This window comes from Pseudoalteromonas sp. DSM 26666 (genome assembly GCF_900116475.1).
Lineage (GTDB): Bacteria > Pseudomonadota > Gammaproteobacteria > Enterobacterales > Alteromonadaceae > Pseudoalteromonas > Pseudoalteromonas tetraodonis.
This window is the reverse complement of the sequence record NZ_FPAR01000007.1, coordinates 23,470-36,761: the sequence shown is the minus strand read 5'-3', so window position 1 is coordinate 36,761 and position 13,292 is coordinate 23,470. Positions and strand designations below refer to the sequence as shown.

At 40.8% G+C, this 13,292-nt stretch carries 15 protein-coding genes and 3 tRNA genes; 12 read left to right on the top strand and 6 right to left on the bottom strand.

The window, feature by feature from the left end:
- Positions 1–45 precede the first annotated feature (45 nt).
- The 3 genes from BM380_RS13575 to BM380_RS13565 all read left to right on the top strand — a co-directional run bounded on the left by BM380_RS13575 (position 46) and on the right by BM380_RS13565 (position 509).
- Positions 46–121 (top strand) — tRNA-Gly (locus tag BM380_RS13575).
- A 130-nt stretch (positions 122–251) separates the two neighbouring features.
- A tRNA-Gly gene (locus tag BM380_RS13570) sits at positions 252–327 on the top strand.
- Between the two features lie 106 nt (positions 328–433).
- A tRNA-Gly gene (locus BM380_RS13565) sits at positions 434–509 on the top strand.
- A gap of 311 nt (positions 510–820) precedes the next feature.
- Here the strand turns inward: BM380_RS13565 and BM380_RS13560 are convergent.
- From BM380_RS13560 to BM380_RS13550, 3 genes are all read right to left on the bottom strand, one after another.
- Positions 821–1,249 carry a secondary thiamine-phosphate synthase enzyme YjbQ gene (locus BM380_RS13560; RefSeq protein ID WP_024601659.1) on the bottom strand — a complete coding sequence of 143 codons (429 nt, stop codon included), beginning with the start codon at positions 1,247–1,249 and terminating at the stop codon, positions 821–823.
- Positions 1,246–1,713: a chemotaxis protein CheX gene (locus tag BM380_RS13555; protein WP_013463966.1), complete on the bottom strand. Its 468-nt coding sequence runs from the start codon at positions 1,711–1,713 to the stop codon at positions 1,246–1,248. The genes BM380_RS13560 and BM380_RS13555 overlap by 4 nt, the downstream gene beginning before the upstream one ends.
- A gap of 63 nt (positions 1,714–1,776) precedes the next feature.
- On the bottom strand, positions 1,777–2,211 hold the full coding sequence (locus BM380_RS13550; protein ID WP_013463967.1) for a transcriptional repressor: 435 nt from the start codon (positions 2,209–2,211) through the stop codon (positions 1,777–1,779).
- A gap of 92 nt (positions 2,212–2,303) precedes the next feature.
- Between BM380_RS13550 and BM380_RS13545 the strand changes: the two genes are divergently transcribed.
- The 8 genes from BM380_RS13545 (at position 2,304) to BM380_RS13510 (ending at position 7,808) form a co-directional block, all read left to right on the top strand.
- The gene (locus BM380_RS13545; RefSeq protein ID WP_008115498.1) at positions 2,304–2,924 is read left to right on the top strand and encodes a MarC family protein; all 621 of its coding nucleotides are present in this window, start codon (positions 2,304–2,306) and stop codon (positions 2,922–2,924) included.
- Between the two features lie 123 nt (positions 2,925–3,047).
- A complete protein-coding gene (gene dusA, locus BM380_RS13540; RefSeq protein WP_013463968.1) occupies positions 3,048–3,980 on the top strand; it encodes a tRNA dihydrouridine(20/20a) synthase DusA in 933 nt (310 codons plus the stop codon).
- A 236-nt stretch (positions 3,981–4,216) separates the two neighbouring features.
- Complete coding sequence (locus tag BM380_RS13535; RefSeq protein WP_090494820.1) at positions 4,217–4,897, top strand: PspA/IM30 family protein; 681 nt, start codon at positions 4,217–4,219, stop codon at positions 4,895–4,897.
- A 10-nt stretch (positions 4,898–4,907) separates the two neighbouring features.
- Positions 4,908–5,114: a PspC domain-containing protein gene (locus BM380_RS13530; protein WP_013463970.1), complete on the top strand. Its 207-nt coding sequence runs from the start codon at positions 4,908–4,910 to the stop codon at positions 5,112–5,114.
- 10 nt (positions 5,115–5,124) lie between these two features.
- On the top strand, positions 5,125–5,451 hold the full coding sequence (locus BM380_RS13525) for a hypothetical protein (protein ID WP_016900286.1): 327 nt from the start codon (positions 5,125–5,127) through the stop codon (positions 5,449–5,451).
- A 78-nt stretch (positions 5,452–5,529) separates the two neighbouring features.
- A complete protein-coding gene (locus tag BM380_RS13520) occupies positions 5,530–6,039 on the top strand; it encodes a copper chaperone PCu(A)C (protein ID WP_024601351.1) in 510 nt (169 codons plus the stop codon).
- Between the two features lie 8 nt (positions 6,040–6,047).
- Positions 6,048–7,034 (top strand): DUF2333 family protein, encoded by a 987-nt coding sequence (locus BM380_RS13515; RefSeq protein WP_013463973.1) that lies wholly within the window; start codon positions 6,048–6,050, stop codon positions 7,032–7,034.
- A 3-nt stretch (positions 7,035–7,037) separates the two neighbouring features.
- Positions 7,038–7,808, top strand: coding sequence for a TIGR04219 family outer membrane beta-barrel protein (locus BM380_RS13510; RefSeq protein WP_013463974.1), 771 nt, complete (start codon positions 7,038–7,040; stop codon positions 7,806–7,808).
- 76 nt (positions 7,809–7,884) lie between these two features.
- Here BM380_RS13510 and BM380_RS13505 read toward each other — a convergent pair whose 3' ends face one another.
- Together BM380_RS13505 and BM380_RS13500 are read right to left on the bottom strand one after the other, a co-directional pair.
- The gene (locus BM380_RS13505; RefSeq protein WP_090494819.1) at positions 7,885–8,766 is read right to left on the bottom strand and encodes a TIGR03899 family protein; all 882 of its coding nucleotides are present in this window, start codon (positions 8,764–8,766) and stop codon (positions 7,885–7,887) included.
- Positions 8,735–9,283, bottom strand: a complete 549-nt coding sequence (locus BM380_RS13500) for an SRPBCC family protein (protein WP_028834533.1) — start codon at positions 9,281–9,283, stop codon at positions 8,735–8,737. The genes BM380_RS13505 and BM380_RS13500 overlap by 32 nt, the downstream gene beginning before the upstream one ends.
- Before the next feature lie 289 nt (positions 9,284–9,572).
- Between BM380_RS13500 and BM380_RS13495 the strand changes: the two genes are divergently transcribed.
- The gene (locus BM380_RS13495) at positions 9,573–11,756 is read left to right on the top strand and encodes a YgiQ family radical SAM protein (RefSeq protein ID WP_024601348.1); all 2,184 of its coding nucleotides are present in this window, start codon (positions 9,573–9,575) and stop codon (positions 11,754–11,756) included.
- A gap of 87 nt (positions 11,757–11,843) precedes the next feature.
- Here the strand turns inward: BM380_RS13495 and mgtE are convergent, their stop codons facing one another.
- Positions 11,844–13,202, bottom strand: a complete 1,359-nt coding sequence (mgtE, locus tag BM380_RS13490) for a magnesium transporter (protein ID WP_013463978.1) — start codon at positions 13,200–13,202, stop codon at positions 11,844–11,846.
- Positions 13,203–13,292: the final 90 nt, after the last annotated feature.

Sequence of the window (13,292 nt, the reverse complement as noted above, 5' to 3'; positions counted from 1 at the left end):
GCGCCCTGTCGCGCACCAACGGACGAATTACTGACTATTTTGAATGCGGCACTAGCTCAGTTGGTAGAGCGCGACCTTGCCAAGGTCGAGGTCACGAGTTCGAGCCTCGTGTGCCGCTCCAATTTCTCACCAAAGAAATTGTAGTTCAAGATGAAAAGTTAAAATTGATATAATGCGGCACTAGCTCAGTTGCCAGAATGTAGGACGCGCCCTGTCGCGCACCAACGGACAAATTACTGACTATTTTGAATGCGGCACTAGCTCAGTTGGTAGAGCGCGACCTTGCCAAGGTCGAGGTCACGAGTTCGAGCCTCGTGTGCCGCTCCAATTTCTCACCAAAAGAAATTGTAGTAGAAATAAAGATTCAAGATGAAAGGCGAAAGGAACAAGGTTTAATTTTGACAGAACCTAGGACCTAGAATCTTCATATAATGCGGTACTAGCTCAGTTGGTAGAGCGCGACCTTGCCAAGGTCGAGGTCACGAGTTCGAGCCTCGTGTACCGCTCCAATCTTATTTACTTTCCAGATATTCATTTTTAAATAGCAAACAATAATCCACACGTTAATCATTATAAATTTAATTTATATAATTTTTATTAGATTTGAAGTGCTCAATGGGTGCGAACGATCTGTGTTGTAATACCAATCCGCAATAATACTCAATCATTTTGCGGGGCTAAACGTGTCGCTATCTGTGTTAAAAAATTCTCATTTAGAACAACTAAATAGCGAATTTTTTGCCTAGCTATCAACCTGTTTTTCCTGCCTCAAAATAGACCGCTTAATTAAGCGAATTGGTATAAAACCTAAAACCTAGCTCTAAAACGTTTCGCCTTGCAAAGTGGCAATAATACGCCTAGCCCCGCCATGGTCGCGATGTTCGCCTAAGTATATTCCTTGCCAAGTCCCCAGCGCTAATTGACCATCATTAATAGGTATCGTTAACTCGCAACCTAAAGTGCTGGTTTTAATATGAGCAGGCATATCATCATCGCCCTCATAGTCATGACGATAATAAGGCTGGCGCTCAGGTACAAACTGATTGAAGTGGCTTTCCATATCCATACGCACGGTCGGATCGGCATTTTCATTAATGGTTAAGCTGGCAGAGGTGTGTTGAATAAATAAGTGTAATAAACCTATTTTTAGTTGGCTCAGCTGTGGGAGTTTAGTCAGTATGTCGTTATCAATTAAGTGAAAGCCCCGCGAGCGAGGCTTTAATGTAATCGTGGTTTGCGACCAGCTCATAGCTTATCGAAGCTCACTTCAATGTTTGCATTACCTGCATCACTGGTAAATGGCATAATAATTTTTTTGCCGTCACTTTTATGCGTAATAGTATGGTTTTTACCAGACACAACAATGGGGGTTGCCATGGCAAAGTCATAGCCTTTTTCACCTAATAGGTTTTTAGCACCACCGGTGACCATATTGGTTATTTCGCCGACCATGTCAGTGACTTCTTCATTTACGCTGTCAGGTCGCTCACCTAACATACGTTCCATTATAGTTAGCGCTAAACTTTCGTCGAAGGTTATTGAAAATGAACCGCGAGTTTGGGGGCCGACCATACCAATTAATCCCGATACATCACCACAGGCTACTTCATCGGTTTTAATGCGAGGTTTACCTGGTTTTAACTGAGTTTGAGCCATGGTGCTCAATACATTCATCAAAGAAGATAAAAAGGGATTAATGAACTCTACATTCATATTATATATCCTTAAATTGGTACTGATAGAGGGTATACGTAAAGTATAGCTATAGTCGCTCAGCTATGCTCGACAAGCGTCACATTTACCGTGTGCTTCTATGGTTTGCCCAGAAACTACAAAGCCACTTTCGGCTGCTAAGTTATTGAGCTCATGTGAAATTACTGTTGAATGCAGCTCTTTAACAAACCCACATGTATCGCAAATTAGTAATTGAACAGGATGAATATGATCAAAGTGATGACACAACATGAATGCGTTAGTGCTTTCAATTTTATGAATAAAACCGAGTTCTGCTAAAAAGTCTAAAGCACGATAAATTGTCGCAGGTTTTGCGCCTGTTTCAGTGACTTTTAATTGCTCTAGCAAATCGTATGCACCCACACCACCTTGAGCGCTTGCTAATAAACGAAATACCTTTTCGCGAATAGGTGTGAATCGCGCACCACGGTTGTCGCATACTTGTTTTGCTTTACTTACGAGTGATTCTATATTCATCTTCTCTCATCCTTACTTTGCCGTGATATACTAACATACTGTATTGTAGTTGCAGCGTTTTATTAACCGCTTTTGTGAAAAGGTATTCATTAATGCATGAACTATTAGCCATATTTATTTTCTTTTTTGCAGTTATCGATCCAATCGGCACAATTCCGGTTTTTATCGCCGTAACTCGGGGTGATGACGACAAGTTTAAGCGTAAAGTGATTTTTAAAGCAGTGGGTGTATCTGCTTTAGTACTGTTGTTTTTTGTGGTTGCCGGTGAGCAATTACTCAATGTGATTGAGATTCCACTATCGGCATTTCAAATAGCCGGTGGGTTGATCTTATTAATTTTTGCACTCTCCATGACGTTTGGTGAAAGTAAACCCGAAGCTGAAATTAAAAGTGTTCGCGATAGCACTGAAACCGCTATTTTTCCGCTGGCTATACCCTCAATTGCAAGCCCAGGCGCTATGTTAGGTGCTGTATTAATGACGCGTAATGAAGAATATACCTGGGTTGAACAAATGATTACCTCATCAATGATGCTGGCCGTTTTAGTGGTGGTACTTATTTTGTTATTACTTGCTACGCATGTACATAAAATAATAGGTGATAGTGGGGCAAGTATTATTAGTCGAATTATGGGGTTAATTTTAAGCTCAGTCGCAGTAACGAATATTTTAAACGGTATCGCACAATACTTTGGCTTGCAGGTGTTTGCTTAATATTGCTGCGCATGGGGCTTTTGTGTAAAATGCAGCGCCTTTTAAGCTGTGCTTAAATTATAAATTTTTGAGGACTACATTTTGGATAAACGTACTTTAAATCGACGCTTTTCTGTTGCCCCCATGCTCGATTGGACTGATCGCCATTGTCGTACGTTTCATCGTAAAATGACAAAGCACACCGTGCTCTACACTGAAATGATCACCACAGGTGCTATTTTGTTTGGCCGTGGTGACTATTTGCACTTTAATCAACATGAAGGCCCAGTAGCGCTGCAGCTGGGGGGCTCAGATCCGCAAGCGCTAGCACAGTGTGCCAAGCTTGCAGGTGAGCGCGGTTATGATGAAATAAACCTTAACGTAGGTTGTCCGTCTGATCGTGTGCAAAATGGGCGTTTTGGTGCCTGTTTAATGGCAGAGCCCGAGCTTGTGGCAGAGTGTGTTGCTGCAATGAAAAGTGAAGTCAGTATTCCTGTTACGGTAAAAACGCGCATTGGTATTGATGAGCAAGATTCCTATGAATTTTTATGTGCGCTTATTGAAGCATCGCATAAAGTAGGCTGTGATGATTTTATTATTCATGCCCGTAAGGCATGGCTAAAAGGATTGAGTCCAAAAGAAAATCGCGAAGTTCCTGAGCTTAACTACCCCCGCGTTTACCAGCTTAAAAAAGATTATCCACAACTTGATTTAAGTATTAATGGCGGTGTTAAAACCATTGAGCAAAGCCTTGAGCATTTACAGTACATAGATGGAGTGATGGTTGGGCGAGAGGCTTACAGCAATCCATTTATGCTAAATGAAGTGGATGAAAAAATATATGGTGACGCTGCTAATACTCAGACACGTCATGATGTTGTGCGCTCTATGTATGATTACATTGAAGAAGAGATGCGTTTAGGCGCTAACTTTTGGCATGTTGCTCGCCATATGTTAGGTATTTTTCAGGGACAACCCGGTGCGCGTGGTTTTAGACGCCATTTATCTGAAAATGGCCATGGCAAGCAAGCTGATTTGAGTGTTATGGATAAAGCACTAAGTTACGTACCCGAATAACAGATCCTCTTTATAGAAAAAAGCCACCTCAGGTGGCTTTTTTTGATCCCAAATTTTGGTCAAAAGTTTAATTTATTAGCCAATTCGACTTAATTTCATTCAGTGGTGAGTCATTAATTTACCTACTTAAAATAACTTAACCACATGATATTTAATGAAAATAAAACCATTTTAAGTTGTTGGCATAACTCTTGGAATCCTGTTGATGTATAAATAAAAATCATCAGGAGAATAACATGGGCATATTTAACCGCGTAAACGACGTCATTCAAGCAAATATCGTAGCTATGCTTGATAAAGCAGAAGACTCAGAAAAGTTACTCAATTTGATGCTTACTGAAATGCAAGAAGCGCTTAATGAGTGTCGTAGTACGGCAGCTGCACTTTTATGTGAAGAAAAGAGCATTAAACGTCAAATAAGTAACAAACAGCAAGCGCTCGCAAATTGGCAATTAAAAGCTGAGCATGCTGTGGCAAAAAATCGTGACGATTTAGCTAAATCAGTATTAGCCGAAAAACACACAGTTGAACAAAGCATAGGGTGCTTGCAAACGCAGCTTGAAACATTGCAGCAATCAATTGTAAAAATCACAGAAGACTGCGAGCGCTTACAACAAAAAATGATGCAGGCAAAAGCAAAACAAGCACAACTTACAAAGCGTGAAAACGTAGTTGAAGCAAGGGCAAAAATAAATACGCAACTACAAAGCGATAAAGTGGCTTTTGCCTTATCACGATTTGAGCAAATAGAGCGCCGCGTTGAAAGTGTAGAGTCGCAAGTTGAAGCGTATGAGCTCACAGATACTGCGAGCAATACAGCTATGCAAATTGAGTCACTGGTTAAAAATGAAAAAATTGATGCAGAACTGGCTAGTTTAAAAGCAAGTTTAAATACTGCTAATAAACAAACAGCTTAAGGAGATTGTTATGAATAGTTTTAATACACACCGTCGTTGGTACAAAAATACGCTTAACAAAAAAATATCAGGCGTCTGTAGTGGGTTAGCTTACCGACTAGACTTTCCGGTATGGTCTACTCGCTTAGTGACTGTTTTATTATTTTTAAGTTTTCCGTTTGCAGTGGCGCTAGGTTATTTAATTGCTCACTGTTGCCTTGAAGAAAAAGCAGTGTAAGGAGAGTAGCATGAAAACATTCGCCGTGTGCCTAGTTATTGTTGCGTTGTTTTTAATTAATAGCGGTTCAATTATTCACTTTGATGTGTGGCAGTTTCCGCTATGGATCTCAGATATTAGCTGGACAGGTATAGAGCTCATTGGTGCATTAGTTGCTATTATCGTTGTTATTGCGATTGTTGCTTTAGTGACGATGGGGTTAGTTGGCGCGGCGATGGTGGCACTGGCTGGTACTATTTTAGCTTTTTTATTCGGATCATTGATGATTGCTTGGCCGTTATTGTTTGTAGCAGGGCTGTGTTGGTTAATCGCAGATAACAAAAAAGTCGTCTCTTGAGCTTAAATTAGCTGCCTAACATAGGGGAATTATGATAAATTTGAACTATATTTTTTTGTTTTAACAAGGATTTTACTGATGATTAAACAATGTATTTCGATAGCAAGTGCATTAATGGTGGGTGTTTTTTCGTCTTCGTTAATGGCGCACGAAGGACATGAACACGATAGTGTTGTTGCGCAGCTACAAGTAACACATGCGCAAGTAAGAGAGTTTTTGCCGGCAACCAAAGCCAGTGTGGCTTACTTTAGTATTAAAAACCACAGCAATGTACCAGCAACCTTGACTAAAGCGACAATTGATGGCCTAGGGCGTGTTGAAATTCATGAGCACGTTCACGCTGACGGTATGATGAAAATGCAAAAAGTCGAATCATTGCTTATTAAAGCTCACCAACAACTCGATTTTAAGCCAGGCAGCTATCATTTAATGGTGTTTGAACCACAAGAACCGTTAAAAGTAGGTCAAGAACGTAAACTCACGCTATATTTTGAAGACGGGAACCGAGTATTTACCAATGCAAAAGTCGTTTCGTTAGCCTCACAAGCAGAGCCGGTAAAAGCATCGAAAGATCATAGTCATCATTAGGAGGATAAATGTCACAGCATAAAGGAAAAATAATAACGGCACTGGTACTGTTATTTGTCGTGTTTTACGCCATTGCAGTGTACTGGAGTATAGAGCCTTCACGTTTTGATGTTGTGCAAAATGCTAAGCAACAAGCGCAGCAACGCAGTGAAAAACTAGTCACAGGTTATGTAACAACTTCAACACTCATCACTGTAGCTGATACGCTTTTAACTAAATCAGGCGGTTACTTATCAAATGATGTGCTACCACCGAGCGTAATAATGGACAATATGCCGGCCTGGGAGTATGGTGCGCTGGAAATGGTGCGTGATTTAGCGTTGTCTATGCGAAAAGATTTTAGCCGCTCACAATCGCAATCAACTGAACACGAAGCGCTCAAAAAAGCTCAGCCACAATTTAACATCAGCTCTGAAGCATGGGCATGGCCAAGTGCTGAGGGTGAATACCAAAAAGGAATTGATTATTTAATGGTATATCGTTCTCAAATAGCCAATCAGCATGAGCGCGATAGCCAATTTTACTCTCGTGCAGATAACCTACGCAGTTGGTTAAAAGAAGCTGAAAAGCGTTTAGGCAGCTTAAGTCAGCGTTTAAGTGCAAGCGTGGGTCAAGATAAGGTTAACACTGACCTCGCCGGTAACTCTTCAAATACACAGGCCACCTATACGCCTTTACAACAACAAATAAAAACATCATGGTGGGAAATTGATGATGTATTTTATGAGTCACGTGGGGCCACTTGGGCTTTACTGCACTTTTTACAGGCGGTTGAATATGATTTTGCCGATGTGCTTGATAAAAAGAACGCCCGTGTCAGCTTGCAACAAATTATTCGCGAGCTTGAAGCAACCCAAGAAACGGTATGGAGCCCAATGATTTTAAACGGTAATGGATTTGGTTATGTCGCCAACCATTCACTTGTTATGGCAAATTATATTTCTAGAGCCAATGCGGCACTAATTGAACTTAGCGAATTATTAGCGCAAGGATAAAAAATGAAAAAGTATTGTATAGCAGCAGCCTTATCAATGGCATGTTTAGCCCCTGTAGCACAAGCCGACACTGTATTGGGTTTATATGTAGGGGTTGATGGTTGGAAAGCAGATAATGACGGTAGCTTTTCTGATAACAATAACGCCCTGCAAAACTTCAACTTTGAAGATGAAACTTTTGTAAGTTATTACGCTGCGCTTGAGCACCCAGTGCCATTAGTGCCAAACTTAAAGTTAAAATACACTGAGCTTGAATTAAACGGCTCAACAGTGCTTGAAGACACATTTAGTTTTAACGGTACTGATTATATTGTTGGCACTGATGTTAATTCAGTGACTGACTTATCGCACATTGATTATATTCTTTACTACGAGATTTTTGATAACGATTTAATCTCAATTGATTTAGGTCTTAATGCTAAGCAGTTTGATGGTGAGCTTGTTGTAACAGGTACATCACAACAAGGTGGCGCTAACTTTACTGAAATCGAAGAGTTCTCTGGTGTTGTGCCGTTAGTATATGGACGTTTTGAAGCGGGTTTACCATTTAGTGGTTTAAGTGTTTTTGCTGAAGGCAGCTTTTTAGCCATTGATGACAGTAAAGTACAAGATTACCAAATGGGTATTGCTTGGGAGTTTATTGATAACCTAGCGGTTGATGTTGCGGTTAAAGCGGGCTACCGCTCTATGGTTTTAGAACTTGATGATGTCGATGATATTAATACTGATATTGATGCATCGGGGCCGTTTGCCGGTATTCAGGTTCACTTTTAATTAAAGTATTATTTTGAGCCACCTTGTGTGGCTCTTATTTTTAAAAGCTAACACACGCTTTAGTCATCTCTGTTTGCTATTTTAAAGAATGCCAAACTAATTCAAACTCCCCTTCAAATGCTGAACCAATTAACTGTTTGTACACCTTGTTAATCGGGTAGTTCATTAATCTAAATAGTTCATCACCTGTTTGAGTAAACTTATAATAGCTAAGCACCAAATCGTTACTTTTTGCTTTTAAGGTTAGTTTTTGTGATAAAAAGGATAGGGTGAACTCTTGTCCTACTTTTAATGCCGCTGACTCTATTTCTTTACGATACAGCAAGTTTAAATCCATTAAAGTTAGTACGTCTGGAAAGCTCACGCCGCTTTTACCTATGCTTAATGACACTTTATTACCTTTACCTAGTAAATCAAATAACGAGGGTTTTTTGTAATACCCCAAGAATATTAGGTGGCTGCTATCCTTTTCGTTATACCCAGAAATAGACACGCACTTTCTTAATGAATCGGCTTCGCGCTGGGTCATGTGCTTGAGTGTTTGTAAACTTTTAATAGAAAAAGTACCTGGGCTAATGGTTTCGCCAGTAAAAATTTTTGCCCACAACACTTGCATAGATTGATTTGAGGTATCTTCACATAAGGCTATAAAGTGCTCTACCCAATCAGCATCGGGCTGTTTGGCGCAAGCAACATCAGGACAAAACTCCATTGCTAAGGCTAAAATAGTCTCAATATTTTGTTGCTGTTTAATCAGTAGTAAGTCTTGTCGTTTTTGAGCACGCGCTAAAATTGAATGCTCGCTATTAATACTATAAAGCGATTTGGCTTTACCTTGAGGATTATAGGTTTTTTCATCAATGGCAGGCATATTACTCACTTTTGTGACCGAGTAACCTAGCAGTGACTCAATAATATTGGCAAGTTTAATCCTGGCTTGTGCGGTTTTGACTGTCATGGCTTTCCATTATTGCTTGTGCATCACTGAGTTGAGCGACCGTTTTTAAGTTATTTAGCCCTAGGGTCACTATATTACCTAATATATTTTCAGCAAATATAGCAACGTACCCAGAAATAAGCGGCATCGTTGCTTGCCCTTCTATATGCCACGTGACGGTTTTTGTGTGCGGGCTAAATAGCAATTTGCTAGTGATAATATGCTCTTGATTAAATAACACACTAAATACAACTTCATTATCGCTTAATGACGATATTGTCATTTCGCCTTTGCCCCATTTACCTTCCCAAGATTGGTAGGCTCCTGCGCCAGAGCTCGGTTCTCCAATATTAAACTTAATATTAGGGTCTATTTGTTGCCACGGCGACCATTTATACCACTGGGTAAAGTCCTCAACTAATGACTTTATTACGGGAGCGCGTGCGTTAATCTTTATACTTTTTTGCACATGATAATTTTGTGGTAACAATAATCCAACGACAACAAAAACCAGGAGTAAAATGATTGAAAACTGCATTATTTTTTTAAGTAGTTTAATAGGTATTCCTCATCTATTTTAATTTACAGCGTCTATCAATTATTAATTATTTAATAGTTTAACGAAGTCGCGGTTGCTTTTGATCTATTTTATCTACCTTGTATTATTCCAAAAGCAGACATTAGCCGTAATAAGTTTAGATGATTTATTAGTTTTAGTAATGCCATAAAGGTAAACAATTTTTAATCAGCGCTTTCATTTTGTGCTATATCAACGGGGATGTCGATAGGGTATAATTCGCGCCTTTTGTTATTGAACGGCCAATTTTATGAGCACATTAAAAGCTGAACGCGCCTTATTCTCATACCCCAAGTATTGGGCTGAGTGTTATGGCACAGCTCCATTTTTACCAACAACACGCGAAGAAATGGACGCGCTTGGCTGGGATAGCTGCGATATTATTATTATTAGCGGTGATGCTTATGTAGACCATCCTAGTTTTGGGATGGCCGTAATTGGCCGAGTGCTAGAAGCGCAAGGTTTTAGAGTGGGTATTATTGCTCAACCAGATTGGAACTCTAAAGATGCGTTTATGGCATTGGGTAAGCCTAACTTATTTTTTGGTATTACAGCCGGTAATATGGACTCGATGATCAATCGTTACACCGCTGAAAAACGAATGCGCCATGATGACGCATACACACCAGGAAATGTCGGCGGTAAACGCCCAGATCGCGCAGTGATCATTTATTCACAACGCTGTCGTGAAGCCTACAAAGATGTGCCATTAGTGTTAGGGGGCATTGAAGCCAGTCTGCGCCGTATTGCTCATTATGATTACTGGCAAGAAAAAGTACGTCGTAGCGTATTATTTGACGCTAAAGGCGATATTTTAATTTATGGTAATGCCGAACGCCCGTTAGTTGAAGTAGCGCATCGTATCGCTGCCGGTGAAACCATCGATACCATACAGGATGTTAGAGGCACGGCAGTTATTCGTAAAGAGCCTTTACCTGGTTGGCGTGGCAGTGACTCAACAGCCATTGATAAAATTGGTAAAATAGACCCTATTCCTAATCCTTATGGCGCGGATGATGTGGGCTGTGCTAAATCAGAATTTAAGCAAGCCGGCATCGATTTACAAGCAGAAGCTGCAAAACCAATTACCATCCAGCCTGCTCGTCCTAAGCCGTGGGAAAAAACTTACGTTAAACTGCCGGCATTTGAGCAGGTTAGCGTTAATAAGCCTTTGTATGCCCATGCATCACGTATTTTACATCAAGAAACCAACCCAGGTTGTGCAAGGGCGTTATTTCAGCGTCATGGCGATCGTTCTATTTGGGTGAATCCGCCGGCTTATCCGCTTGAAACTCAGGAAATGGATGACGTGTTTGGTTTACCTTACCAGCGTATACCACATCCAAGTTATGGCGATGATAAAATCCCTGCTTACGATATGATTAAAACGTCGGTAAATATTATGCGCGGCTGTTTTGGCGGCTGTTCGTTTTGTTCTATTACCGAGCATGAGGGGCGCATAATACAAAGCCGTTCTCAAGAATCGATTATCGAAGAAATTGAACAAATTAGAGATAAAGTGCCGGGCTTTACTGGGGTTATCTCTGATTTAGGTGGGCCAACTGCAAATATGTACAAACTGCGTTGTACCAGTAAAAAAGCAGAGAGTACGTGCCGTCGCTTGTCGTGTGTGTATCCTGATATTTGTAAGCATATGGATACCGATCACACACCCACTATCGACTTATATAAAAAGGCGCGTGAGGTTAAAGGGATCAAAAAGATCTTAATTGCTTCGGGCGTGCGTTATGACCTTGCAGTACGTGATCCTCGTTACGTTAAAGAGCTAGTAACCCATCATGTTGGTGGATATTTAAAAATAGCACCTGAACACACAGAAGATGGCCCATTATCAAAAATGATGAAACCAGGTATGGGCGCCTATGATGAATTTAAAGCGTTATTTGATAAGTACTCAAAAGAAGCGGGTAAAAAGCAGTATTTAATTCCATACTTTATTTCTGCTCACCCGGGGACTAAAGATGAAGACATGGTAAACATGGCTTTATGGTTGAAATCGAATGATTTTAAGCTTGATCAGGTACAAAATTTTTATCCATCACCGATGGCCAACGCAACCACCATTTACCACACAGAAATGAACTCGCTACGTAATATTAAAAATAATACGGAGCAAGTACCTGTGCCTAAGGGAGCGCGCCAACGTCGTTTGCATAAAGCGATTTTACGCTATCACGATCCTGCCGGTTGGCCAATGATCCGCGAAGCCCTGCGTAACATGGGCAAAGCCAAGCTTATTGGTAAAGGACCTAACTGTTTAGTCCCTGAAGAAGGACGAGATGAAAGACAAACCAAAGGCGGAAAAGGTAACAAGGGCGGTCGTCCTGCGCTTACTCGTCATACTGGCTTTAGCCAGTTTAAAAAAGCCAACACTAAACCTAAGGTAGGTGGTAATCGCCAGCGCGCTAAGTAGCCTTAACTTATGTAAATTAACTATCGGCTTAAACAAAAACACCGCGTATTGATGCGGTGTTTTTGTTTAAAAACGTTTATAAAAAGATTAAATCAATAACCAAGTCGCAGTACCTAAGAAGGCAAATATACCAACAATATCAGTTACCGTGGTTAGTACCACACTGCCTGCAAGTGCTGGATCTATTTTCATTTTTTTAAGCAATAGTGGGATACTAGCACCCGCAATACCTGCTGCAACTAAATTCATAAACATAGCAAACGCTAAAACACCACCGAGTTTGAAATCCCATTGCCAAAGCGCAACGACACCGGCAATTAGGATAGACCAAACCATACCGTTAATCGCGCCGATAGCGAGTTCTTTTAATAATAAAAAACGTTGGTTAGTTTGGTTGATATGGCCCACCGCGATACCGCGAATAACCAAAGTCAAGGTTTGGCTGCCTGCAACCCCACCCATTGACGGGACAATGCCATTGAGCACAGCAAGAATTGGTAATATAGCTAAGGTGTTTTCAAAAAAGCTCGCTACAATTGCAGCCAGCAATGCAGTTAGTAAGTTTACACCCAGCCAAATTGAGCGCTTTTTAGAGCTTTTCAACACAGGTGCAAAGGTATCTTCTTCATCATCTAAACCCGCTAAACCCAGTAAACTGTGCTCAGCGTCTTCACGTATAACATCAACGATATCATCAATGGTGATCCGCCCAAGCAAGTGTGCGTTGTCATCAACAACCGGTGCCGATATCCAGTTATGACGCTCAAACAATTGTGCAACTTCGCTCTCATCCATTGAAATAGGAATAGACTCACAGTCTTCATCCATTAACTCATGAACAATTTTTTCAGGGGGATTAGTTAATAAAGTACTCAGCGATAGGGCGCCTAAAAAGCAGTTATTTTCATCAACCACATATAAGTCATCTGTACCCTCAGGTAATTCGCCGCGTAAGCGAATATAACGCAGTACCACATCTAGAGTCACATCGGGGCGAATAGTAACGGTATCTATATTCATCAATGCGCCAGCAGAGCGCTCTTGATACGATAAAGCCTGCGTTGCACGTTCTCTATCTTGAATATCCATAGCGCTAACAACATCTTTATAAACGGTGTCAGGTAGGCTACGTAGTACTTCCCCTAAGTCATCATGGCCCATGTCTTCGGTTGCGGCAGCAATGTGCTCGGGTGCCATTTGCGCAATAATGCCCAAACGTACATCTTCAGACAGCTCTTCAAGCACATCACCTTGTACATCAGGATCAACAAGCTGCCAGAGCATACGGCGAATTTTATGCGGGGATGATTCTAAAAGAAGTGCGGTATCACAAGGCGCCGTTTTTGCCAGCATGCGTCTAACTTGAACAAATTGACCACTATTTAGTGACTTAGTCACCTGTTTTAGTTGTTGTAGTGGAATATCTTGTTCTAAAGCTTCAGGCATTGGCGTCCTTAATTAAATTGTATTACATGCTGGAAGGGTATAAATGCTATTCAATTTTAGTTTATCTTACTTTATGTGAGCAAACTACCT

Bases quoted from the DNA above. Each gene is read 5' to 3' on its own strand.
- BM380_RS13545 (WP_008115498.1), top strand. From the start codon at position 2,304: ATGCATGAACTATTAGCCATATTTATTTTCTTTTTTGCAGTTATCGAT.
- BM380_RS13555 (WP_013463966.1), bottom strand. From the start codon at position 1,713: ATGAATGTAGAGTTCATTAATCCCTTTTTATCTTCTTTGATGAATGTA.
- mgtE (WP_013463978.1), bottom strand. From the start codon at position 13,202: ATGCCTGAAGCTTTAGAACAAGATATTCCACTACAACAACTAAAACAG.
- BM380_RS13500 (WP_028834533.1), bottom strand. From the start codon at position 9,283: ATGCAGTTTTCAATCATTTTACTCCTGGTTTTTGTTGTCGTTGGATTA.
- BM380_RS13535 (WP_090494820.1), top strand. From the start codon at position 4,217: ATGGGCATATTTAACCGCGTAAACGACGTCATTCAAGCAAATATCGTA.
- BM380_RS13525 (WP_016900286.1), top strand. From the start codon at position 5,125: ATGAAAACATTCGCCGTGTGCCTAGTTATTGTTGCGTTGTTTTTAATT.
- BM380_RS13520 (WP_024601351.1), top strand. From the start codon at position 5,530: ATGATTAAACAATGTATTTCGATAGCAAGTGCATTAATGGTGGGTGTT.
- dusA (WP_013463968.1), top strand. From the start codon at position 3,048: ATGCTCGATTGGACTGATCGCCATTGTCGTACGTTTCATCGTAAAATG.
- BM380_RS13505 (WP_090494819.1), bottom strand. From the start codon at position 8,766: ATGACAGTCAAAACCGCACAAGCCAGGATTAAACTTGCCAATATTATT.
- BM380_RS13530 (WP_013463970.1), top strand. From the start codon at position 4,908: ATGAATAGTTTTAATACACACCGTCGTTGGTACAAAAATACGCTTAAC.
- BM380_RS13550 (WP_013463967.1), bottom strand. From the start codon at position 2,211: ATGAATATAGAATCACTCGTAAGTAAAGCAAAACAAGTATGCGACAAC.
- BM380_RS13510 (WP_013463974.1), top strand. From the start codon at position 7,038: ATGAAAAAGTATTGTATAGCAGCAGCCTTATCAATGGCATGTTTAGCC.
- BM380_RS13560 (WP_024601659.1), bottom strand. From the start codon at position 1,249: ATGAGCTGGTCGCAAACCACGATTACATTAAAGCCTCGCTCGCGGGGC.
- BM380_RS13495 (WP_024601348.1), top strand. From the start codon at position 9,573: ATGAGCACATTAAAAGCTGAACGCGCCTTATTCTCATACCCCAAGTAT.
- BM380_RS13515 (WP_013463973.1), top strand. From the start codon at position 6,048: ATGTCACAGCATAAAGGAAAAATAATAACGGCACTGGTACTGTTATTT.